22 protein-coding genes are annotated in these 24,355 nt (G+C 41.8%); 3 read left to right on the forward strand and 19 right to left on the reverse strand.

Annotated elements, in window-relative coordinates; all coding sequences use genetic code 11:
* Positions 1–72 precede the first annotated feature (72 nt).
* The 10 genes from VHA01S_RS17805 to VHA01S_RS07025 all read right to left on the reverse strand — a co-directional run bounded on the left by VHA01S_RS17805 (position 73) and on the right by VHA01S_RS07025 (position 13,204).
* On the reverse strand, positions 73–3,963 hold the full coding sequence (locus VHA01S_RS17805; protein ID WP_023403650.1) for a zinc-dependent metalloprotease: 3,891 nt from the start codon (positions 3,961–3,963) through the stop codon (positions 73–75).
* 19 nt (positions 3,964–3,982) lie between these two features.
* The gene (locus VHA01S_RS06985; RefSeq protein WP_023403651.1) at positions 3,983–4,945 is read right to left on the reverse strand and encodes an ABC transporter ATP-binding protein; all 963 of its coding nucleotides are present in this window, start codon (positions 4,943–4,945) and stop codon (positions 3,983–3,985) included.
* On the reverse strand, positions 4,945–5,934 hold the full coding sequence (locus VHA01S_RS06990; RefSeq protein ID WP_023403652.1) for an ABC transporter ATP-binding protein: 990 nt from the start codon (positions 5,932–5,934) through the stop codon (positions 4,945–4,947). Before VHA01S_RS06990 ends, VHA01S_RS06985 begins: the two co-directional genes overlap by 1 nt.
* A gap of 9 nt (positions 5,935–5,943) precedes the next feature.
* Positions 5,944–7,815, reverse strand: coding sequence for an extracellular solute-binding protein (locus tag VHA01S_RS06995; protein WP_023403653.1), 1,872 nt, complete (start codon positions 7,813–7,815; stop codon positions 5,944–5,946).
* A gap of 4 nt (positions 7,816–7,819) precedes the next feature.
* A complete protein-coding gene (locus tag VHA01S_RS07000) occupies positions 7,820–8,863 on the reverse strand; it encodes an ABC transporter permease (protein ID WP_023403654.1) in 1,044 nt (347 codons plus the stop codon).
* On the reverse strand, positions 8,863–9,867 hold the full coding sequence (locus VHA01S_RS07005) for an ABC transporter permease subunit (RefSeq protein WP_023403655.1): 1,005 nt from the start codon (positions 9,865–9,867) through the stop codon (positions 8,863–8,865). The genes VHA01S_RS07000 and VHA01S_RS07005 overlap by 1 nt, the downstream gene beginning before the upstream one ends.
* A gap of 28 nt (positions 9,868–9,895) precedes the next feature.
* Complete coding sequence (locus VHA01S_RS07010) at positions 9,896–10,777, reverse strand: hypothetical protein (protein WP_023403656.1); 882 nt, start codon at positions 10,775–10,777, stop codon at positions 9,896–9,898.
* A 596-nt stretch (positions 10,778–11,373) separates the two neighbouring features.
* On the reverse strand, positions 11,374–12,063 hold the full coding sequence (locus tag VHA01S_RS07015; RefSeq protein WP_023403657.1) for a pseudouridine synthase: 690 nt from the start codon (positions 12,061–12,063) through the stop codon (positions 11,374–11,376).
* Positions 12,064–12,159: 96 nt separating this feature from the next.
* Positions 12,160–12,750 carry a hypothetical protein gene (locus tag VHA01S_RS07020; RefSeq protein ID WP_023403658.1) on the reverse strand — a complete coding sequence of 197 codons (591 nt, stop codon included), beginning with the start codon at positions 12,748–12,750 and terminating at the stop codon, positions 12,160–12,162.
* Between the two features lie 103 nt (positions 12,751–12,853).
* The gene (locus VHA01S_RS07025) at positions 12,854–13,204 is read right to left on the reverse strand and encodes a hypothetical protein (RefSeq protein ID WP_023403659.1); all 351 of its coding nucleotides are present in this window, start codon (positions 13,202–13,204) and stop codon (positions 12,854–12,856) included.
* Between the two features lie 202 nt (positions 13,205–13,406).
* On the opposite strand from VHA01S_RS07025, the gene VHA01S_RS07030 reads away from it, so the two are divergent.
* From VHA01S_RS07030 to VHA01S_RS07040, 3 genes are all read left to right on the forward strand, one after another.
* The gene (locus VHA01S_RS07030) at positions 13,407–13,661 is read left to right on the forward strand and encodes an HP1242/YdcH family protein (RefSeq protein WP_023403660.1); all 255 of its coding nucleotides are present in this window, start codon (positions 13,407–13,409) and stop codon (positions 13,659–13,661) included.
* A gap of 422 nt (positions 13,662–14,083) precedes the next feature.
* Positions 14,084–14,860, forward strand: a complete 777-nt coding sequence (ompV, locus tag VHA01S_RS07035; protein WP_023403661.1) for an outer membrane protein OmpV — start codon at positions 14,084–14,086, stop codon at positions 14,858–14,860.
* A 14-nt stretch (positions 14,861–14,874) separates the two neighbouring features.
* Positions 14,875–15,333, forward strand: coding sequence for a CC0125/CC1285 family lipoprotein (locus VHA01S_RS07040; protein WP_039970348.1), 459 nt, complete (start codon positions 14,875–14,877; stop codon positions 15,331–15,333).
* A gap of 471 nt (positions 15,334–15,804) precedes the next feature.
* Here VHA01S_RS07040 and VHA01S_RS07045 read toward each other — a convergent pair whose 3' ends face one another.
* From VHA01S_RS07045 to artP, 9 genes are all read right to left on the reverse strand, one after another.
* Positions 15,805–17,106 (reverse strand): ATP-binding protein, encoded by a 1,302-nt coding sequence (locus VHA01S_RS07045; RefSeq protein WP_023403663.1) that lies wholly within the window; start codon positions 17,104–17,106, stop codon positions 15,805–15,807.
* A gap of 18 nt (positions 17,107–17,124) precedes the next feature.
* Entirely contained in the window at positions 17,125–17,817 is a 693-nt protein-coding gene (locus tag VHA01S_RS07050; protein WP_023403664.1) for a response regulator, read from the reverse strand.
* Positions 17,814–18,200, reverse strand: a complete 387-nt coding sequence (locus VHA01S_RS07055) for a DUF3019 domain-containing protein (RefSeq protein WP_023403665.1) — start codon at positions 18,198–18,200, stop codon at positions 17,814–17,816. The genes VHA01S_RS07050 and VHA01S_RS07055 overlap by 4 nt, the downstream gene beginning before the upstream one ends.
* Before the next feature lie 8 nt (positions 18,201–18,208).
* Positions 18,209–19,108, reverse strand: a complete 900-nt coding sequence (locus VHA01S_RS07060; protein WP_205530074.1) for a MipA/OmpV family protein — start codon at positions 19,106–19,108, stop codon at positions 18,209–18,211.
* A gap of 248 nt (positions 19,109–19,356) precedes the next feature.
* Positions 19,357–21,021: a long-chain-fatty-acid--CoA ligase gene (locus tag VHA01S_RS07065; protein WP_023403667.1), complete on the reverse strand. Its 1,665-nt coding sequence runs from the start codon at positions 21,019–21,021 to the stop codon at positions 19,357–19,359.
* 183 nt (positions 21,022–21,204) lie between these two features.
* Positions 21,205–21,876: an arginine ABC transporter permease ArtM gene (gene artM / locus VHA01S_RS07070; RefSeq protein ID WP_023403668.1), complete on the reverse strand. Its 672-nt coding sequence runs from the start codon at positions 21,874–21,876 to the stop codon at positions 21,205–21,207.
* Entirely contained in the window at positions 21,873–22,562 is a 690-nt protein-coding gene (gene artQ / locus VHA01S_RS07075; protein ID WP_023403669.1) for an arginine ABC transporter permease ArtQ, read from the reverse strand. Before artQ ends, artM begins: the two co-directional genes overlap by 4 nt.
* A 1-nt stretch (position 22,563) precedes the next feature.
* The gene (locus VHA01S_RS07080) at positions 22,564–23,298 is read right to left on the reverse strand and encodes an arginine ABC transporter substrate-binding protein (protein WP_023403670.1); all 735 of its coding nucleotides are present in this window, start codon (positions 23,296–23,298) and stop codon (positions 22,564–22,566) included.
* Between the two features lie 57 nt (positions 23,299–23,355).
* Positions 23,356–24,084 carry an arginine ABC transporter ATP-binding protein ArtP gene (artP, locus tag VHA01S_RS07085; protein ID WP_023403671.1) on the reverse strand — a complete coding sequence of 243 codons (729 nt, stop codon included), beginning with the start codon at positions 24,082–24,084 and terminating at the stop codon, positions 23,356–23,358.
* Between the last annotated feature and the right edge of the window lie 271 nt (positions 24,085–24,355).

Here is a 24,355-nt window from a genome sequence, read left to right on the forward strand (position 1 = left end):
CGATTTCTAACTCATTTGGGTTAAAAAAATAAAGTCGCCCTAAGGCGACTTTGTTATATAGATCAGCGAGGTTTATTCAACAACAGGAAGTTGTTCCAACGCTTTAGTATCACGTGCTTTACGCATAGCCAGTGTTTTATATGCTGCGATTTGGTCTGGTGTTGCAGATGATAAATTCAACGCTGCTAATTTAGCGTTCAATGTAGTCATCTCATGCAACAAGCTAAGAGCCAAGATATTTTCACTGGTGATGGTGTAGTGCTTACCATTGATCAGATGATCTTTACCTTGTACGTAATCAGAGGCTAAGTGAATGCCTACAAATTCACGCAATAGACGCGCATCATCTTTACTGTTGGTATCACTATCTGTTGAATATAGTGCTACTTGGTTAAGTAAAGCGTGGAACAGATTTGTTTCACCTTTAGTTACGCCGTTATTACGGTCAAAACCAAAACCAAGAACGGCACTAGTAACATCTGGGCTTAGTGCTTCGATGTTTTGATATACCACATCATCATAAGCAGGGTAGAAATCATCAACACTTGAGATACCTTCCCATTTCCAATGGCTGCTTGAGCTTTCACCAGTAGTCAGGTCAAAGTCAGTTGGCAGTTGTGGGTATGAATTAGTGATTTGATCAATCGCCAATGCATTACAGTTTGCTTCAGGGCCCGCTACTTTAGCGATGTCAGAACCATCGATGTCAGACATTGCTTTAGCATAGGTGTGATCAACATCAGCCATTGCCATACGACATAACATGCCTTTGAACAATCTGTTGATTGGCGCAAAGTCAACCATGGCTTGGTGAGTCAATGAATCGGTATAACGGTCAGTATGACGAGTCACCAGTTGTTGGATTGCAATTAAGCGATCAGGCCAGATACCCAGTTTATCCACTTCGTTTGAATATGGATGTTCAGGATCGGACACCTTAGCACTTGAACTGTTTAGACTACGGCCAACAAACTTAATCACAGGAGTGTACTGGTAGTATTTATCCCAGTAAGTGTTCTTGATACCAAGCTGAACAGCCATAAGGTCAAGCAGTTTCGGCGCATCAGAGTACTGACTAATGACTTGTCCAGGTTGCAGTTTATCTGCGTCATCTAAACGTGATAGGTCAAGGTCGTCGTACTTGCTTAATAGGTAACTAAGGTTACTTACAATAGGATCAGACCAAATAAGGTTGCCATTGTTATCTTTGAAGTTAATCAATACTGCCGCATCGGGTTGACTTGCTACTTGTAACAAGAACTTCGCAATACGGTTTTTAGCATTTACGCGGTCACAATACCAAGCAGAGCTATCGTTGGCACACCAAGTATCTAGTGAGTTATCGCGAAGGTTGATGCGTTTTTCAAGTCCACCAACATCTTCGATGAACTCATGCATTTTCGAAAAGCCACTTTTACGCGAGCTGATGTAGCTGTTGTAGTTGGTATTAAAGTAACTAGCGCGATCTGAACGAGTATTACGTAGTGTGTAGTAGTTCAAGTAACGTTCAACGTAGTATTGCGCGATTTGGTCATAGTTAAAGCCAATATCGAAACGGTTACAGTCGCTGTTTAAGTCAACATGACCATCGGTACAGTATTTCCAACCAAAGAAGTTGCTGTAGCCATTGTCGTCAGATTTGCCATTAACTTTACCTGCTAGCTGTTCACTTAATAAGTTCACAGAACCGGTGCGAGTTTTACCATTGTTGATGTCTTGCGCCCACTCATCACGACGTTTTTGGTCAAGATCTTTTAGTGAGTGCCAGTAGCTTGCCTTATCCCAATCATCAACAGTAGTTGCACGGTTGTCTTGGATTTCACGGCTGTAGCCAAAACGGATTGCCGCTAAATCGTATGGACCAAAGCCCATGCCAAACATGTCGTTCATGTACTCCATTTGAGTACTGGTTGACGTAGAAAGGCTTACATTTGGATAACCTAGTTTAGCCAGCGCTGCTTTTTGCTTAGCAATAGCTGTTTTGGTGTAGAAGTGTTTGTAATCCGTTGAGCCTTTGAAGTTATGGCGAAGACCAATACTGTGACCAAACTCATGGATAATAGTACCTACAAAACCAACCGCCGCGGTTTTAACAACGATGTCGTGGCGAAGATCTTTAGGCAATTTTTTAAGTTGCTTAAGTTTGCCACCTACAATGCCGTCAACCCAAAGTTCAGGTTGTTTCCAATCAATCGCATAACCTTTAACGCCTTTTGGTAGCACGCCATAGTTACCGCCAAGATTCATTGCGTCAGCAGTTAAAATATTGTGCTGAGAGTTGTAGTCCATACGCTCGTTATACAATTTAAGTATATTGTTAGCGTGCGCTACTGCTTGTTGGTTTGATTGGATATTACTAGTGTCAGCATTTACTTTCTCTGATAGATCTTGCAATTCACTAAACTTAAGTGGCTGTTGAGCAACTCGAGTCATTGTGTCTTCCATCATTGGCAGCAGATTTGAACCGTTTTGCAGTGCAGCAGCCAGGCGTGCGTCAGCTTCTTTAATCAAATCATCTTGATTATGTGGCTTAGCCGCATTGTCAATTGCATTGGCAATATCAGCAGGAGCTTGAGCCGCATTTGCTGTGATACTTGCTTCTGAGTTGATAGCGTGGGTGTAATCAGTTACGCCTTCTAACTTAGTATTTTGTAACGCAGGCTCAGGGTAGGTTGCACCGGTTGCTTCTGTTACAGAAGTTGGGTTTAAACGACCAAGGTTATAGTCACGTACGAAAATATCGTAAGAGAACGCAGCATTGCCTAGGAAGTTACCACTAAATTGGTTAAAGCCACCACTGACGATTTCACCCGTTAGTGGGTCATCACTGCTGTTTGCTACACCCAGTAGACCATTGTCTAAAGGTTGGTCAAATAGTCTTAGGAAGCTGTAACGTAAATCACCGTAGCGTTTGTTTTTAGCTTGGACAAAGTTGATGTGAGGCAACCCTGTGTGGTACATGCTGTTTTGGGTGTTGATGATAGCTTCCGCTTCTTTAGCTGCGGCAAGGAATACGGCGTTATCTTCATCCCAGAAGTTGTTAGATAAGTAGTAATTTACTTCTTCTTTATTTGGATCGAAGCGGTTTAGATATGTGCGCTTGTAGCCAGTTTGACCTGATTGGTATTCATTATCACGATATGTGTGTGAAGTGGTAAAGAAACCAAAGGTGTTACCGTCTTCTTCTTGGTATGGGATCGCTTTGTAGTCTTTAGAAACGATCTTATCACGCTCAACCATTGAGAAGTATTCAGTAGTTTCAAAGCTGAGCTTATCCACGTCCCAATCACTGGCGAATTTAGGGATACAGTTCGCACTAGGTACAGAGTAAACCGATTTCAACTCAAAGTTGATTACGCCGTTCTTAAGATCAAGAAGATAGCCTTTCCACTGCTCGGCAGGTACTTTTGCCAATACAGAGCTAACAGGGTTTACGGCGCAGCTTAGAGAGAACAAGTCGTTGTAATCTTGCTCTGCAATGCTGACGTCAGAGAAGTCAGGTACGAAGTAATGTTTTTGGTCCCAAGTCAATGAGTCGCTTGAATCCACTTCTTCTTTGTTAGTACATTTATCGTAGCTGTCTTCAGAACATTTGTAGTCTACGTATTCACCGCCAATGGTCAGAATTGGACGATAGTTGTTTTCTGTGTCAAAACGACCACTGTGTCCATCACCTACATCGTCGGTGTCGAGTTGTACAACTTGAATTCCGTTTTCAGTCATACGAAGTTTTACTAGCTTGACGTCATTAGGCACTTTACCACGTACCGCAGTGAGGTAACGTGGTGTTTCGCCTAGCATACGACGGTATAGAAAGGTTTTCGCTGATAGAGTGTTGAGATCTGAAACTTTCAGCTCGTAAGGGGAGCGATCAACCTTGTCATACGCTTCATCCTTGGGACCACAGCCTACAAGTCCTATGGTTGCAGCAAGAATACTGCAACCTAATAAGCTCTTATTCATTATTATATCCTGGTAATAATTATACTAAATGACATGCTACTTTGTGCTCGTCGCAACTTAGAGTAGGGGAGCGTTCAAAACATCCTTTTTCAGCAAGACGGCACCTTGTTGAAAACGCACACCCTTTTGGTGGATTCATTGGAGAAGGAATATCACCATTAAGGATTATCCTGTCTTTTTTCGCCCAAGGATCGGGTTGAGGAATGGCAGAAATCAGTGCTTCTGTGTAAGGGTGTTTAGGCGTGTTGAAAACATCTTCAGCGTTGCCTATTTCCACAAACTTTCCTAAGTACATTACGGCAATTACGTCCGAAACATGTCGGACTACAGAAAGATCATGCGCAATAAAAATTAATGCGATGTTCATTTCCTTTTGTAGGTCAAGAAGTAGGTTCACGATTTGCGCCTGAACAGAAACGTCTAAGGCCGAAACTGATTCGTCACACACGATCAGTTTAGGTTTTAGCGCGATTGCTCTTGCGATACCAATGCGTTGACGTTGGCCACCAGAGAATTCATGTGGGAAACGTGAAGCGGCGTTAGGTCGCAATCCTACTTTGACTAACAATTCTGAAACCCATTGGTCTCGCTCTTTTGCTGTGCCTATGCCATGAATTTCGAAGGGTTCTTTGATGATGTCCCCGACAGTATGGCGTTGGTTTAGGCTCTCAAGAGGGTCTTGTAATATGATCTGCATTTCTTTGCGAAGTGAAGTCATCTCTTTGGCATTTAAGTTCGTGATGTCACGACCTTCAAAGAAGATGCTGCCTGCAGTTGGCTCGTACAATTTAAGCAAGGTACGCCCTACGGTGCTTTTACCACACCCAGATTCGCCGACAAGACCAATGGTTTGGCCGGGATAGAGGTCAAAAGAGACGCCATCCACGGCATATACGTATTTTTTGGGTTGAAACAGTTTGTTGGAGACCAAAAAGTGCTGTTTCAAATCTTTAATTTGGAGTAAAGGAGTTGCTTGAGTCATTACATAACCTCTTTAACAGCAAGACAAGAAACAAGATGGCCAGGTTCAACCAATGCCGGCTCGGGTCTAGTGCTATGACAATGATCCATTGCTTTAGTACAACGGTTGACGAAGCGACAACCAGACGGCATATCTTTTAATTGTGGTACGCTGCCCTCAATGGTAATGAGCTGCGTTTTTGGTATAGAAGAGACGGTCGGCATTGATGCCAACAATCCCTGTGTATAAGGGTGGGTAGGTTTACCAAAGATTTGATAAACATCGCCTTGTTCAACAACATTACCGGCATACATAACCGCAACGTCATCACAAATTTCAGCCACTACGCCCAAGTCATGGGTGATGAACAAAATCGCCATTCCCAATTCGTCTTGCATGCGTTTCATCAGCTCAAGAATTTGCGCTTGAATGGTCACATCCAATGCCGTAGTAGGTTCATCAGCGATTAATACTTTTGGCTCACAGGCCAGCGCCATCGCAATCATGACACGTTGACGCATACCACCTGAAAGCTCATGCGGGTAAACATCTAAACGTTTTTCTGGCTCAGAAATGCCCACTTTTTTGAACATTTCAAGAGCGGCCTGACGACGGGTAGCCTCAGTGGTGTATTTAGTACTATGCAGTTCATACACTTCTTCCACTTGCTTACCGACACGAACTACAGGGTTGAGAGCTGTCATTGGATCTTGAAAGATCATCGAGATATCGTGACCACGAAGTTTGCAGCGCTCTGCTTCGTTAAGTTTAGTAATATCACGACCTTCAAAGATAATCTCACCTTCGGTTACTCGACCGTACGGTTGTGGTAGCAGGTTCATGATTGACGCTGCAGTGATACTTTTTCCGCAGCCTGACTCACCAACGATACCAAGGGTGCGACCTTTGATAACATCAAACGTCACGCCGTTGAGTGCAGTAATATCGCCTTCATCGGTATTGAACTTAGTAGTCACGTTGTGCAGTGACAGTAATACTTTATTTGACATACTTAGACCTTATTGACCGATGACTTGAGTGCTTAAATGCGTCATTTTAGGGAAGGTTTTACCTTCACTTTTTGCTTGTAGAACTTCATGTTTTAGATCGGTATCGATCCACATTAATCCCAGATCAAGGCCACTTTCGTCGAATAAGAATCGAGATTGTGCAGTACCTACTTTGTCTGGTAGGCGAACGTAACGCCAATGCGCCGCACGAGTGAATTGCGACACAGTTCCAGGGATAAAGCAGTTGTATGCCATTACCATGCGTTGAATTTTGTTCGATTGTTTCACTTGCTCTGCGACCGTAGAAGCTTGGTCAAACTTGGCAATCAACTTGTCCATTTTTGGATCAGCAAAACTGAAAAAGTTGTTGGTTTGCGGAACAATATTGCTGGAGTGGAAATATTGTCGGTATGCAGGATATAAGCCTGATGACATAGACAAGTAAGCCATTTGGAATTTCTTCTCTAATAGCGATTTAAATCCTGTAGAGCCATCAACCAATTTAAGCTCAAGATCTAAGCCGGCTTTTTTTGCTTGTTCTTTGAGGATGATAACATCAGCGGTATTGCGCGGACTTAGGTAAGTCAAGGTCACTTGTAGTGAATTGCCTTGTTTGTTGTACAGCAGTCCATCCGAACCTAAAGTGTTGTAACCGGCTTTTGCGAAGTGTTTCTTCGCTTCGACAGGGGAGAAGGGCTTAACACCGACATCTTTTGGCGTGGCATAAGCGCCTACTAACGTACCAAAGCCATTTTGTCGTGTAGCTTCACCATGACGTACGTGCTTAATCACAGATTCGAAGTTGATGGCGTATGCGACGCCTTCACGAACTTCGCTGTCCTTAAGCAGAGGATCGACCATGTTAAGCCACAAGCCTGAAGCGCCCACAGACACTTCGTTATTAAGCATAGATTTTACAATGTAGCCTTTTTGGAAAGGTTCAGAGTTGGTTTTATCAAACCATAATTTCTGAGAGTTGATGTTAAACACATCTAACTCGCCTTTTTCAAAGTAGCGGTACGCTAAATCAGGGTCACGAATGACAGAGAAACGAATCTTATCTACGTTAAAGCGATTTTTTAGGTAGCGGTTATGATAGCCCCACCAATCTTTAACGTGTGACATCTCAATTGTACGGCCTTTTTTAAGTGCCGATACGTAGTAAGCGCCAGTGGTCGGCTCTGCTTTCCAGTTGTATTCGCGGATGTAGTTTTTACCAATACCATTTTTGAAAAAGTGTCTTGGTTTAGGTTGCAAGTTAATGCGGTCGATAAGTAGCGCTTCTGGTAACGCATCAGACGACTGTAACGAAATGGTGTATTTGTCGTAGACGGTTAAATTAACGATTTTTTCGGTGTAATAGTTGCTATAAAACGGCGCGTGTACGTTCTTGTTTTTTACGTATTCAAACAGAAACGCATAGTCATCTGCGGTGATTGGCACACCATCAGACCAAGTCGCTTTTGGGTCTAAACGGAAATACATCGTTTTACCGTCTTTACCAAATGCCCACTGCTCAGCAAGCTCAGGATAAGGTTGTAGCGTATTTGGATGAATGCCCAATAAGCCCGGGTGATTATCCATTAGATATGAACGAAATGCCGTATTTGAGTCTGGGCCGATAGTACGCATAGTCAATGGGTATGACGGAACATACAAATTAAGCGTGCCGCCACGTTTTGCTTTTTCACTGGCAAACAAAGGCAGATCAGGATTTGATATCCATTTTAAGTCTTTAGGCAGTTGCGGAGCTTGTTTTGCCTGTTGAGTCGTTGCTGGCGCTGATGTAGCTGGCGCGGCATTGGCGTAAACAGGCGCTAATAGCGTTGTTCCTAATAGCGCAACCAATAACGTTGATAGTTTTAGTGTATTTAGATTCATGATATTAGCTGTACTTAGTTTGTTTCTTAGGATCGAAGGCTTCACGAATAGCTTCACCGATGAAAGTAATCATGGTGAGAATTCCCACAATCGAGAACACTACGGAACTCATGATCCACCATGCATCAAGGTTGGATTTACCTTGTTGCAATAAATCACCCCAACTTGGGGTAGGGGGAGTTAAGCCTAAACCTAAATAATCGAGAGCAGTCAGCGTTGAAATGTTGGCAACGATGGTAAACGGCGCCAAAGTGACAATCATTACTAGCGTGTTCGGTAGAATGTGCTTGGTGATGATGCGCCATGTGCCAGCACCTTGTGCTCTGGCCGCCAGTACGTATTCACGCGCTCGCTCTTTGTAAGAAATGGAACGCATGTACCAAGTGATGGGAATCCAACCAAACAGAACGTTGATAAAGACAAATAAAGCAAAGTTTGGCTTCATTATCGACACTAAAATCATGATCACGTACAGCATAGGTAACATCGACCAAACTTCGATAATACGCTGCATGATAAGGTCAAATTTACCGCCTAAATACCCCATGGCACTGCCGACAATTACGCCAATAAAGTAACAAATAGCCAGTGTTATGAAGGCATAGAAAATAGCGATACGGAAACCGTACACCAAGCGCGCCAGTACATCTCGTCCTGAGTTATCAGTGCCAAGATAGTGTTGCGCGTGTGCATTGGGTGCACTAGGTGGGAAACCGTTCGAGTAATCTTGCTCTAGCGGATTCCAAGGTACGATAGGCATGATGACCCAGTCGCCCTTGTCGGCTTTTTCAAATTTAGCTTGTAGGTCGCGATAGTTTGCTTCGTAACCATATTGTTCGCCAAAATCTTCACCGGTACGCATCTTAGAATACGTTGGGAAGTAAAGGTGTCCTTGGTAAGAAACCACCAAGGCTTTACTGTTGATCAGAGCCTCTGAAAACAGTGACAGTACAACTAACAGTACTAAAAATATAAGAGAAAAGTAGCCTCGCTTAATTGAGCAAAAGCGTGCAATTTTCTTTTTAGTTAATTCATCAAAGTTAAACATTATTTACCAAACTTAACGCGAGGATCAACGGCCGCTACACACAGATCCGATATGATATTACCGAACATAAGCAGCAGTGCAGAGAGAGACAAAATACCCATTACAACAGGGTAATCTCGTTGAATAATAGCTTCGTAGCCAAGCAGTCCAATACCGTCGATATTGAATACCACTTCAATTAAGAATGAGCCGGCAAGGAATACGCTAATTACTGAGCCAAAATGGCTCGCAATAGGAATTAAGCTGTTTCTTAATGCGTGTTTGTAAACCGAGTCTTTGTAGGTTAAGCCCTTGCTTACTGCTGTTTTGATGTAATCGGCTGACAAGTTTTCAAGCAAGTTGTTTTTCATTGTCATAGTCAAGATGGCAACATCGGCAATGGTGTAACAAATGACCGGTAAAATGGCATGAGAAAACAAGTCTTGTACTTTGCCAAATAGGGTGAGCTCTTCGAAGTTATTACTGGTGAACCCCCCGAGAGGAAGTACATCAAAATAAAAGGCGAGTAAGGAGAGCAATAGCACCCCGAGCACATAGTTTGGCATCGAATAACCAATGAAAATGATAACCGAGCTGATATTGTCGCCTTTGCTACCATGGTGAATCGCTTTGTAGATCCCCAGAGGAATTGCGATACCGTAGCTAAGAATTAACGCTATTACACCGTAGAATAAAGACACCGGCATACGCTCTTTAATCATGCTCCACACCGGATCATAGTAACGAGTTGATACGCCTAGGTTGAGATGAACCAAGTCTTTCAACCAGTCTGAATACGCGATATAGACGGGTTTATCCATTCCATACAGTGCTTTTAACTCGTTGATTTCACTTTCTGAAAGGGTTTGAGAGGCTGTTTTAGCCCCACCGCTCATTTGCATTTGTGAGATCATTCGTTCAACAGGTCCACCTGGAACGAAACGAGTCAAACAAAAGATCAGTACTGTTATTCCTAAAAAGGTAGGAATAATCAGTAAAAGTCTCTTAATAAAATAACCTAGCAATTTAATTTCCTTACTTTGTATTGACTGCCTAGAACGAATAGTAGGTTGTTAGGTAAAAATGGGGGTCTTTATCATCGAACAGATCTGATATTGGGCTTGGACCGTGTTCAGGATCATAATACTGCGCACTGTTGGTATAACCCACACCGACGTAGATGTTGTCGGTAGCTTGATAGCCTAACTCTTCAGTATGACTGATGGTTGGGTAGGTAGTGGAACCTTGATAGGTAATGTAGTTGTAGTCATCTAAGCTCACCGTAAAGTAAAACTTGTCAGAGATTTGATATGTTGTATCAAGGGTTAACGCCAAAGTGTATTCAGTTAAGTTTTGGCCGCCGGCAGTTTTGTACTTATTAAAATACTTCGTGACCGATGGTGTTAGAGACAGGCTTAAACCATCGACATAGCGGTCTACATCAAATGAAATTGGCACATAGCCTTTTAAACCAAAGTACAGATTAGTGTCTTGGGAGTATTGTGTGGTTGGTAAAATGACACGGCCTTGCACACCAATAGTGGTGAAATCATCAAAGAAGCTGTAAAGGTTATTGTATTTTGCATACAAAGAAGTTGATGACATACACCAGTAATCTTTGGTGTGTGTAGAGCAGTAAGCGGTATCTAGGTAGTAGGCACCAGTAATAACGCCCGCGCTGAAATTTGGTGTGAACTGATAACCTAATTTTAGGTCAATAGAGAAGCTACGATCGTCTCTATAGTCGCTTGCCCAATCATCGGAGTAGGTACCCGCGACATAACCAGTAAACGCTGGTTGGAAAGTTTGGCTTGAATCAGCGTCTGCATTTTGAGTATTAGCTATAGTCGTTTCATTTGCCAAAGTTGTTGTCGCAGTTAGCGAAAGTAGGGCAAGTAAAACTCCGTTTTTTACCACTAGATTTGATCTGTTCAATTTGATATCTCAATAAAAATGAAAGTGTGTACGTATTGAGAGGGGTTGGGAAACAACCAATAGCACTATACAAAGGTTAATAAACCACTCTTAATGCAATCGGCAGTTTCTGCAGATTTATATACGGGCAGTTGAATATTCTGAGTAGTTATAGAATCAGCAATCCTTACTAACTATAAAGCGAACAAACTCATTAAACCTAACTAGCGATAACTCAAATAGCTATAAGCCAATAAACGATAATACTTAGTTAATAAAGGTGATCGTAAAATTGAATCATATCTATGCGAGTTAGTTCCCTCACACGCGTGTTACTAAATTTTATAGTATATGACTCACTTATGCTTTTGATATAAATCAATATAAAAAAATCAAAATCGTCCATATATAAGAACAAAACTTTCATTTTTCGTCATTTAATAACCAGTACGGGCTGGGTTGGGATGAATTCAATCATTAAAAATGAAATATTAAAAACCATTTTTATATTTACGAGAAATTAATTCTATTTATAAGTCGATATGTAACTTGATTTCTATTATTTGAATTATTATTGAGCTAATTTGGAATTTATTTAAATTGGTGAATAACAGTGATTATTTTTGAAATGAGCAAACTTCTTCCTGCGAAAGGTAACGCCATTGCCCTGGTTCAACATCTAGAGTCAGTGTGCCTATTTGCTCTCGGTGTAGAGCAACCACTCGATTGCCTATTGCAGAGAACATGCGTTTCACTTGATGGAACTTCCCTTCAATAATACTTAGGCGTACGTCTTTTGCTGATAATATTTCTAATGTCGATGGCCGGGTAAGAACTGACTCTCCCTGTAGTAATAGCCCTTGTTTGAATCGTGATTTGGCGTCCTCGGCGATATCCTTAGCAAGCGTGACACGATATACCTTAGGGCACTTTTGCTGCGGATTGGTGATAGCAAATGACCAACGGCCGTTATCTGTGATTAATACCATTCCTGTGGTATCAGCATCTAAACGTCCTGCGATATGAAGTTCAGAGACCTTTTCAATTTGCATTGAATTAAATAATGATGGATACACTTCATCGATATTAGAACAAATAGTGCCACTGAGTTTGTTCATCATAATATAGCGAAACGGCCGAGGTGTAAGAACATGAGTATTTAACTTTATGATATTGTTTTCATGTACTTGGGTTTGTTCTTTTGTCTCGATAGTTCCATTGACAGAAATATGCCCATTATGAATATGAAACAATGCCTCTGTTTTATTTAACTCGGTGCTTTTACAGACAAATTTATCAAGACGCATATATATCACAATGCATTATTCGTAACCTTTATCTTAATTATCAATACGCTACTGTTGGAAGCTTTGTTAAGTATTCAGTGTTAATTAATTTGTATATTAGTTAAATACTTGATCTCTTACTTGTTGTTCCAGTTCAAATAGGTGATTAGTCGCTTCCATATAATCAGGATAATCAATAAAGTGCTTTTGATACTCTGGCGTCATAATCTGTATTTCTTCAGCGCGCATTAATTTCCAATACAGCGGGGTGGTGTGCAGCATAGTAGCTAATGGTTTAAACACTTGTTTTTCATAAGCTAAAAACAGATCTTCTAGTGTGGCTTCACGTTCATTTTCACTTTGGATTGACGCTTGGATAGAGGCCAGCGCTTTTTGGTAGTGAGCGTTGCCTTGCAGGCCTGACATCACTGGGATATTTTCTTTGGCCAATTCTTTCAGTTGCGTATGAACACTCTCAAGCCATGCCTGCTTGGTGAGTTCTTCTGGGGTAACGTTGTCAAAGTGATGGCGGATTTTCTTTTCCAGCTTTACTTGCGAGCTTACTAACGCTTTACGAACTTTTTGAAATGAAAGTTGATAGGTTTTGCACAGTTCAATGATTAAGTCATGAAATCCATTGTCAGGGAAGTGCATACAGGCTTTAAATGTGGCAATGGCGTGTTCTTGTTGAGGGGTTAGCTCACTCATTGTGTCTTGATCCTTAAACTGTGGTGTAACGGTATTCTGTCTTTCAATGTGTGCTTTAAGCACGCTAAAGTAAAGTTGAAAATAGAGAGATGGTTTACAAGGCTTATAAACCAAAGCCCACTTTAGGTAACATACGCACCGAGCGCACGCCCCATGGGGTTAGGTCAGGTTTAGGCTCGCCGGTATAGTTACCCAAGCAGATATAGCCTTTTGAAAGATAACGATATAAGAAATCCCCACCTTCTTGTTTAGCGGTTCTCTCATCATATAAAGGCAGAGCAATACGCTCCACACGCAAATCAGAAGCCTGCTTAAAAGCGGGATAAACTGAAGAGTTAACTTGATGGGCATCCAGATTTTTTAATAGTGCTTTGTCTGACATTGATGCTTTCTTACGAATAAAAAGCATAATCATACGTTTCTGTTGTTCCGATGAAACAATAAGCATTTCCATAACGATAATTCCTTTGAAAGAAGCGCAGTATATAAGAAGTGCGGGGTCAGGTCTTGAAATTTGCACAGCTAGTTTTTACAAGTGTAGTTATGCTCGAAGTAGATACCAATAAAGCCAATCGATCCTCTGTCGCTGCAAACAAGATCATAGTCGGATAAATGCTTCTATACTTTGTTGAATAACATCAAAGGAGAGATTTAAAATGCTGAATGAAAACCACGCCTTTATTATTGATTTTCCTGAGTTAAAACTCGATATCGTTCAGTTAAATCATGATGATCCCGTGTTTAAAGCTAAGCTTGAGGAATATCATCAACTCGATTATCAAATCCGCGAACTTGAAGTTTCAGGTAGCCCAATAGACGACAATGAAATGCATGATCTCAAATTAAAACGCATGGAGTTAAAAGACAGTTTGTATCTCCAATTGACTCAGCACCATGGGGTCAGGTCTTGATATTTGCATGATTGGTATAACGAAACTTTATACCTGAGCATGTGAGTGACACAGTAAAAGTAAGCAGAAAAGTGTAAGTTACACTAACAATCTTTAATGGCGCTTTTCTGCTTATCGACTAACTCTGAATGGGTTTGATAATTTTAAATGTCTTTAAAAGCAGATTCATTTTTTCACTTCATCTATTAATCTTATCTAAAATCAATCGGTTATGCTTGTTGTGGGGTGGCTTCTTATAGTGAGGCTTAATACCCCTTGATTATACTAATCGCTATCTCGATAAACTGCCTGCAGTTAAATTCCCCCAAGGTCCTGCAAATTTCAAGACCTGACCCCAAGATACATTCGGTTACAAACTTTTTTCTCGCGATGAAATATAGTGTTTCCAACGTAAATTGAATCGAGCGAAAAAGGCATCAATTATGAAAACAATTAGCTTAGCAATCTCTGCAATTTTATTATCACATGCAGCATTAGCTGATACTGGCAACACATACATTCGTAACGGTAACATCTACACACACGAAGGCCATGCAGTAATCGGTGGTGGTGTCATTACCGGTAGCAAAATGTATAAAGGTCAAAAAGATCAAACCAGTGCTTACATCAATGGTGGTTACCATGGTGTCGACTTCAATGCGGATTTAACCGGTATTAACTATCGTTTCCTTGGTACTAACGAAGACACATTTAACATGAGTGTATTTGTTACAACTAACCCTGGTTTGGATGCGGATGATGCCACTATTCTTAAAGGCATGAAAGACCGTGACATGAGTGCTGATTTAGGTTTGAACGCTGACGTTCATCTTGGTCAAGGGACTCTTGCGGGTAAATTCCAACAAGATGTTACTGGTGCATACGAAAGCTTCCAAGCGGACTTAACTTACTACCACCCATTGGCATTCGGTAGCGTTGATTTTGTTCCTTATGCTGGTGTTCACTACTACAGCGAAAAATTTGTTAATTACTATGGCGGTGTTTCTGCTGCTGATGCGACTGCTGAGCGTCATGAATATAAAGGCGACGGAGCATTTGCTTATAAAGTAGGTTACGCAATGGTAGTCCCTGTTACTGAGCACGTTGATATTACTCAATCAACTGGCTACTCATACATCTCATCTGATTTTGCTGACTCGCCACTGATTGATACTCAAAATCAATGGGCAACAACACTAGGTGTGAATTACACATTCTAAGTAGAGGATGAATGATGAAACTATTTAAACGTATATCAGTCATTGCCATATTTGCTTGTATGTTGTCGGCGTGTGCTACGCCGTACAACACTCAAAAAAGCTTTTGGACCTTTGGTCAAGGTTTTGAAACTACGCAAATAGCACCAGATAGCTGGCAGATTAGTTTTGTAGGTAATGATCACACTGATAGAGCCTTGATGCGAAAATACGTCATGCATAAATCAGCTAAATTATGTCATGATGCTGGTTTCCCATACTTTATCTATACCACTGAGCAGACGACTCGTGATGCTGTAGGCGGTGTAGGAGTAGGAACTAAAATTAACAAAGACTTTATGTTCAACACGTCAAGTACGTTGCAAGAAGGAACAAGTATTGTCGAGGTTACCGGCCTAAAAACAAAACCTGCAAATCCAACAGGTCGCGTTTACGATACTGAGTTTTTGTTGAAGCATCTAAAAGTAAACGAATAGTTTCATCCTGACTGATAACTTATAATATCTAAAACGCCATATTTCTTAATATGGCGTTTTTTGTTTTGGGCCATCTCTTGGGGTCAGATCTTGAAATTTGCATGATTGAAGAGGGTAGGCTTTTGTATAGCGAGAGTCACTGTTGATGGATTGATGGATTGATGGATTGATGGATTAGTGGATCAGATATTGAGAAAGGTTAGACGTATTTAGAATGCCAAAGAGGTGTTACCCAGTATTTATTAGTTCAGTCATAGAGCCGTAAAATAGACGTCTTCTACATCAACCTAATACTTTAATTTCTATTTATCTTTCAATTACTCAATGGTTTATTAAGTTTCTAGCTTGCCTGTCACAGGGAGAGAGTTAAGGGCTGTTAATTAACTATTGAGGCAAGGAAAAATAGACGCTGTTTCGTTTCAGTGACTCGTACCTGCAAATTTCAAGACCTGACCCCATCACCTTGCCCCATCAACTGTTGTTATTAATTAGGAAGGTTAAGCGCATGCTGGCACCGCCAAGTTCTTTTGAGCGGTGAATGGTAAGAGGGGAGCCCATCCAGTGACCGATGCGGTTGACTATTGCCAGTCCCATACCGTGGCCAGCGTTGCCTCGGCTTTGTTGGCCGCGTACAAAAGGTTTTATCACTTGTGCTGCTTCTTGCTCATCAATGCCTTTGCCGTCGTCATCGACACTGAGTATGACGGTATGCTCTGTCGTTGTTATCTGAACTTTGATGGTACTTTGCCCAAAACGTTCCGCATTGCTCAATAAATTGCCCACTTGCATAGAGAGATACATAGGATCGCTCTGCACCCAAATAGGGTCAGCATCAGGGTTGAAGATGAGATTATGTTTATCCATTGAGTAACTTGCTAGCTTTGTTTGCAGCCAACTATTGAGTTCAATAGGCTCTAATTCTGGCTTAATATTGGCTTGATCAAGTCTAGCGTAGCTTAAGAGAGTCGATACAAGCTCTTCCATAGAATTAAGGTCATGATTTAAGCGCGAAAAATACTTAAGTTTGAGCTTTTCATTGTCGGTTTCTTCTAATGCTTCAATACCAAACCTTAGGCGGGCAATCGGGGTTTTTAAATCATGGGACACCGCGCGACTTAACAGTTTATTGTCGTCGACCAATTGTTGTATGCGGTCTGCCATGCCATTAAATTCTTGCTCAATCTCGGAAATATAAGAGGATTTTTGTATCTTTATGCGGTGTTGTAAATTACCCATACCAAAAGATTTGGTCGCTTTACTCAAATTTAATAGTTGCTTAATTAATGGTGATACCCAAAGCAGTAATATAACGACTATTCCGGTATAAAAGAGGGCGGTATACATCTTATTAAGATCTAGCCCCTGATCTTCAGGTGGTATTAATTGAGTTTGGATATTGAGTACTTGATGGGTTTTAGGCAGTCGATAATGCAAAGACACCCCTTCATCGGATTGCAACAGCAATTGTCCGTCATTCTCAAATTGTGCTTTTAATGATGCAGGTAATGGGAACTGAGCTTCCGAGATAAGTGAAAGCTGTTCTTGATTATGTTCATTCCAAGTATCAATAAGATTTGTTGGGGGATATCCCAGCTGATCATCAAGTATTTGAGCGAAGCTACTCCCGGCCAGTCTAAGCGCCTGTATGCGTTCAGAGGTAGTCACTGAGGCCACTTTACTATCATGTTGCTGTGCATACTGACTGATCGACCACCCTAAGATCACTATCGATGCAAGAACAGCTATTACCAGTGAGACAATGAGTTTTCTCATACTAATACTTCTACTTGGTTATTCGTCTTCACGACAAAATAAGTAACCCTTACCTCGAATCGTTTTGATTTTATAAGGCTGTGCGGGAGCTTCTTGCAGTTTTTTACGCAAACGAGAAATGCGAATATCGATTGAGCGATCAAAGCCATCATATTCTATGCCGCGCAATTGGGTAATAAGCTCAGTTCTGGGTACAACACTGCCTTCTTTGGAGGCCAGTGCCCAAAAAGCGTCAAATTCGTTAGAGTTTAGATCCAGTTGATGGTCATCAATTGTGACCGACTTTGCTGTGGCATTTAAAGTCAGAGAATCAAATTGTAAAAGCTCTTTTGGCACTTCATCACTGGCGCGGCGCAGCAAGGCTTTAATATGAGCAAGCATTACTTTAGGGTGGATGGGCTTAGTCAAATAATCGTCAGCGCCAACTTCTAAGCCTTTGATTTCATCACCGTCTTCCACACAAGCGGTCATAAATAGGATAGGGCCGGAATAAAATTTTCTGGCTTCTTTACAGACATCAAAGCCGTTTTTTACTGGTAACATGACGTCCAGCAATACCAAATCCGGTGTTTCTTCTTCAATCATTTCTAGTGCATAGTCACCTTGACTGGCAATGGTGATGTTGTAGTCATGATCAAGAAGATAATCGCCAATCCATTCTGAAAGAGAGGCGTCGTCTTCAACCACTAATATGTGTTTTTTATCGGTCAAAATAGTCTCCATCCAGATTGTGATTGCTTAGGGGCTTTATATACCCAAGTGACCACCACTTTTACTTCAGCGAGCGGCTGCGCTGTAGTTTGATCAATTAAGCGAAACTTTGTGGTTTTATCTTTATTGAAACTGTATTGATATTGTTGCATCAAACGACCTTGCCAACAGATCACTTGCTTACCAGTCTCAGATTGCAATAAACAAAATTTGCCGTCAGCCGGAGTTTTCCATTGAAAAACAATATCTTGATAACAGGTCTGTCCCTTATGTAGTGCAACACATTGTTCCGGTGTCGCAGTAAAAGAGACGTCTTTTTCTTTCGCCATTACCGGAGTTGTGCCAGCTAGCGACAATAAACAGCAGTAGAGTAGTCTATTCACATCGCCCCCTAAAACACATAACTAATTGACACGTTGAATAACGAGTTGTAATCAGCTTTGATAAAGGGACTATCCGTTATTTCGTCGGACAACGCGGTTACGCGATAGGTCGAACGGAACACCACATTTTGAGTAATAGGGTAGGCTGCGCCAAATTCAAGGCCGTAGTTAAAAGCTGCTCCAGCTTCATATTGTTCAAATTGCGTGGTTGCTTCTTCACGGCTTACGCCATAAATATTGTTGGTGAGTTTACTAGAGAGATAGGAAACACTACCGAGAGTGTATAGGTTCCAGTTTTTAACTTGCCAAGACTTACCGAGTTTAATCGAGCTTTGTAGGCCCAAATTGTCAGTGTAATCACTGACAATGCGAAATTGGAACACATAATTGTCATCCCAATAACGGGTAGCACGAAGACCCGCACCAACATAAATGCCTTCATCGGCCATTAGGTAATTATTACGTTGAGCCTCATTGAGCGCGCTAAGATTGACGTCTTTGTCTCGTAGCCAAGTGGTTTCAACATTAGCCGCTAAAAAATCAACAGACCAATCTTCAGAATTCCAGAAGTTATAACCAAGGTTAGCACCGTCTTGAGAGAGGTGTACCAGTTCAGCAAATAGGCCTTTATATTGATACACACCACTGAGCAGCAACATCGGTTGAAAGTCTTTGTGTTCAGTAGCGCGAATATCCACTTGATTGGTCACAAGACCAGATGCGCCTACTTCAAAATAACCGCCATTTTCATGGCGTCCGCCATTTTGTGTTGAGTTAGCCGTGATATCTTCAGCCATACTAGGCATAGTGACAACCAGCCCCAATAGCAGAGCAGCTAGGGTTGATGGCCTAACGAAATCACGTAGTAAAAGGGGCATCTTCTGTTGAACAACAAAATACGGTTTCATCTTGTTCCAAACTATTTCTTAACGCATTTAACTATTATGACTGTGTGTTAAATGTGAGTCCAATATAATGGGGGGGTCAGGTCTTGATATTTGCATAAATCAGACAAATCCCCAGTTAAATAGCTCGGATAACTTCTTCTTCAATAAAAAAACAGCAACCATTAGCGATAAACTAAAGTTGCTGTTTTTCATTATCCGGTGGCTTGATAAAGATGCATCCGTGCAAATTTCAAGACCTGACCCCGCAATTAGTCACGCAGTTCGCGGCGTAGGATTTTGCCTATGTTGGTTTTGGGTAGTTCGTCTCTAAATTCGATGACTTTAGGGATTTTGTAGCCGGTGAGGTGTTGGCGGCAGTGCTTTTTGATATCGTCGACAGTGACAGGGTCACTTGTGACTACGATTAGTTTTACGCGTTCTCCTGCTACGTCATCGGCAACGGCTACTGCAGCGGCTTCTACGATTTTGGGATGTAGGGTGGCGACTTCTTCTATTTCGGTTGGGAAGACGTTGAATCCTGACACTAAGATCATGTCTTTTTTTCTATCTTCGATATAGAAAACGCCATCTTGGTCCATTCGGCCAATATCACCAGAGCTTAACCATCCATCGGCAGTAAGAACCGCTTTGGTTTCAGCGTCTTGTTTCCAGTAGCCTTTCATAACTTGTGCGCCGCGTACTTGAATTTCACCGACTTCATTGGTGGCTAGAGGTTGTCCGTTGTCGTCGACAATTCTTAGCTCTGTGCTTGGCAGTGGCACGCCTACCGCAGAGACATACTCTTGTTGGGTGTGAACGCCGCCTGCAACCACTGGAGAGCACTCTGTCATGCCGTAGCCTTCAATAACGGGCATGCCTGTTACTTTTTGCCATTCATCAGCAGTGTGCTTTTGAGTCGCCATTCCGCCAGCGATGGTAAATTGGGCACTAGAGAAATCCAGTGCTTTAAATTTACTGTTGTTGAGCAGAGCTGCAAATAAGGTATTGAGACCAAAAATCATGGTAAACGGGTATTTGCCAAGGTCGGTAACAAAGCTCTTTAAATCACGAGGGTTAGTGATAAGCAGGTTTGTACCGCCCATATACATCATTAGCATCATACTCACAGAGTTAGCAAAAATGTGATAAAGAGGAAGGGGAGTAACCGCAAGCTCATTCTCTTTGGCAGTTCTTGGGCCAAAGTGGGCGAACACTTGCAGTACATTGGCAATGATATTTTTGTGGGTAAGCATCGCCCCTTTCGCAACCCCAGTGGTACCACCTGTGTATTGCAGGTAGGCAAGATCGTCATGTTCGATATTAGGCGCGTTAAACTCCATGCGCTTGCCTTCGGTTAACACGCGGCGTAATGAGATTGCGCTAGGCAGGTGATATTTTGGCACCATTTTCTTGACGTACTTCACCACAAAATTGACTAAGGTGCGCTTATGTGGCGCTAACTGGTCGCCAATACTGGTTAAAATGACGTGTTTAAGGCTAGTTTGGTCAATCACTTTTTGTAAGCTATCACCGAAGTTTGTCACCGCGACAATGATGCTAGCGCCAGAATCTCGAAGTTGATGTTCAAGCTCTCTTGGAGTGTAAAGTGGGTTTACATTCACCACCACCAATCCCGCTTTCAGTGCGCCAAGGATAGTGATTGGATACTGAAGAAGGTTTGGCATCATTAGCGCAATTCTGTCGCCTTTTTTCGCTTTTAACTCAGTTTGTAAATACGCGGCGAAGGCGTCACTTTTATCATTCAATTCTTGATAGGTGAGCGAGTGACCCATGTTAATGAACGCGGTTTTATCTGCGAATCGGTTAAACGAGTCATCAAACATTTCATTAATATTTTTATATTTGTTTGGCTCTATAAATTCTGGGACGTCGCTAGGATAAGTGTTTATCCATGGTTTATGGCTTGTGCTCATTGGTATTCTCACGCTTTTTGTATACGTGTATTTTAATAGATTATTCTAAGGAAGGAATTAATTTAGTGATTATTCAAATAATAATCAGTTTGTTAGATTATTTTGTGAGCAAATATGAGCGGGGTCAGGTCTTGAAATTTGCACGCAACGCGTGCAAATTTCAAGACCTGACCCCGCATTTAGCTAGCGAGCGTTTTCGAAGGCAAGGGCTTTGCGTTCTATGTGGCGGAAGATCAGAGTGAGTATTCCGTTTACGCTGAGGTAGAACACACCGGCGACACCGAACACGGTGAGGGTGTCGTAGGTTTGTGCGTTGATGCGTTGTGCGTAGCCCATAACATCCATAATGGTGATAGTACTGGCTAGGGATGTGCCTTTAAATACTAAAATCACTTCGTTGGAGTAGGCTGGGATAGCGCGACGAATCGCGTAGGGTAGCAATACTCTAAGGCTTTGTGCGTTGTTCATGCCCAGTGCACGGCAGGCTTGCCATTGCCCTGATGGAATCGCATTGTATGCGCCTTTGAACAATTGAGTGCTGTATGCGGCTGTGTTAAGTGCCAATGCCAACATAGCGCAAAACCACGGCTGACTTAACCATTGCCAAATAAAGCTGTTATGTATCGCTTCAAATTGTCCTGGGCCGTAATAGATCAGAAAGATTTGTACCAACAATGGCGTACCGGTAAACAGGGTAATGACGCCACGGCTCAACCAATGAACACCTGGAGTACGCAGAATTAGGGTTAGCGTCATCAATAGCGCAAGAATACAGCCAACAATCAGTGAAACCACAGTGAGGTGTACACTGGTCATCAACCCGTCAAGCATTTGGTAGAAATGTTGTGAATTCATGCTTTTGTTCCTGCACTCGAAGAAGCGTCTTGAAGAGAGAAGCGCGCATCTATGATCTTAACTATTTTCTGAGTAATAATCGTAATAACTAAATAAATGGCTGCCGCAGTTGCATACCAAGTAAAGGCTTGGTGAGTCGTTGCAGAGGCAAGCTGAGCTTGCTTCATCAAATCGGTTACGCCGATCAAAGAGACTAATGCGGTGTCTTTTAATAGCACTAGCCATTGGTTCATCAAACCCGGCATAGCGTGACGTACCGCTTGTGGCAATACGATTTTAATAAAGGTGCGAGAACGGCTCAAACCTAGAGCGTTTGCCGCTTCTATATGTCCGCTAGGCACTGCTTTTAATGCGCCACGAATGGTTTGCGATGCATAAGATGCAAAAATTAAACCCAGTGCAATTACCCCAGAAATGAAGGGGCTAATGTCGACAAATTCTCCCGTTATAATGAAGATAACTTCAGTAGAACCAAAGAAGATAAACAGCACCACCAGAAGCTCAGGTAGTCCTCGAACAATGGTGATAAATAGAGTCGTTGGCCATGCCAACCACTTATGGCGAGACATCTCACCACAAGCAAACAATACGGCTAAAATTAAGCCCACGCATAAACTAACAAAAGCAAGTTGGACCGTAGTCCAACTTGCTTGTGCGAGAGACGCGGAGTAACCCGTCAATTCCATATTACTTACCGAAGTACTTTTCAAAGATGGCTTTGTATTCGCCGTTTTCTTTTACAGTTTTCAGTGCAGCATTAAGTTGGTCAAGCAGGGCTTGGTTATCTTTATTGACTGCGATACCAAAACCGTTACCGAAGTATTGTTTGTTGGTTACTTGCTCGCCAACATAGCTAAGTTTATCGTTTTTCTTAAACCATTCAGCCACAACTGCAGTGTCACCGAATACAGAATCAATACGACCATTTTGCATGTCGATGAATGCGTCTTGGTAGCTTGCGTAAGGAACCGCAGTCACACCTGGTTTTTGTTCAATTAGGTATGATTGGTGCGTAGAACCATTTTGTACACCAACGCGTTTGCCTTTCAGTGCAGCTTGGTTTTCAACTTTACCTTTAACCGCGATGAAAGCCGCTGAGTTATCGTAGTAAGGTTGAGTGAAGTTCACTTGTTGTTGACGCGCTTCAGTAATATCCATACCAGAGATAGCTGCATCATAACGTTTGAACTTAAGGGCAGGGATCAAGCTATCAAAAGATTGGTTGTGGAACGTACATTTCGCTTCAATCTGCTTACATAGAGCATTTGCAAGATCAACGTCGAAACCTTGGATTTCGTTGTTTGCATCTACGTATTCAAATGGTGCGTAAGTCGCTTCCATTACAAATTTAATTTCTTGTTGAGCTGCCATCGCATGTGCTGACGTAAGACCAATCAAGGATGCTAATAAGATTTTTTTCATTTGTATTTCTCCAATCATTGCGCTGCCTAAAACTTGTCAGCGTCTGTAGGCGTATAATTAGTGGGTAAGGTAATCTGCGAAATTTTGTGTCGTTGGCTTATTAAACACTTCGTTAGTGCCATTTTCCACAACTTTTCCATCTTCTAAATACAACACATGACTCGCTACTTTACGGGCAAATTCGACCTCATGAGTAACAACAACTTGTGTAATTCCGGTTTTGCTAAGGTCATTGATAACCTTGGCGACTTGAGATGTAATTTCTGGATCGAGTGCTGCCGTAGGCTCATCAAACAGCAGTACATCGGGTTTCATCATCAAGGCCCTAGCAATAGCGACACGCTGCTGTTGACCACCGGATAATTGCAGTGGCCATGCATCGGATTTATCACCCAATTGCAGCATGTCTAAAATTCTTTTGGCTTCTTCTTTGGCAGCGGTTTTAGAAAGACCTGTTACGCGCACTGGCGCTTCAATCAGGTTTTCAATGACGGTCATATGCGGCCATAGGTTGTATTGTTGAAATACCATGCCCACTTTGTGTCTTAGTTGCAGACCTTGTTTTTCGGTCACGCCTTTTGCAAAATCAAAAGACATACTTGCTACTGACATATCGCCACTGTTAGCACTTTCTAACAGATTCAGTATACGGAGCAGTGAGCTTTTACCAGCTCCACTTGGACCGAGTAATACTAGAGTGTCACCTTTATTGCACGTAAAGCTTACGTCGTGCAGTACTTGTGTATCACCGTAGAATTTATTGACCTGATTGACTTGAATACTCATGCTAAAAAACTGTCCTATATCTCTTCAGTCAGCATCTTACCAATTTCGCTTGTTTATGCAAATAAAATGTATAAAAAAACGAAAAATTTGGTTTCATTAACTACTTATGAATAAAAAGCTAGTATATGTGGTTATATATTAGCCAATAACTTAGTCTGTTGTGTGTGTGATTTATTTCATAATAAAACACTAAGGTTTTTATCCAATTTCTACAAAAGTCGCACTCTTTACAGTGCTGTAAATAGCAACTTTGCAGGATCTTGTTTACCCC

This window comes from Vibrio halioticoli NBRC 102217, assembly GCF_000496695.1.
In the GTDB taxonomy this organism is placed as follows: Bacteria; Pseudomonadota; Gammaproteobacteria; order Enterobacterales; family Vibrionaceae; genus Vibrio; species Vibrio halioticoli.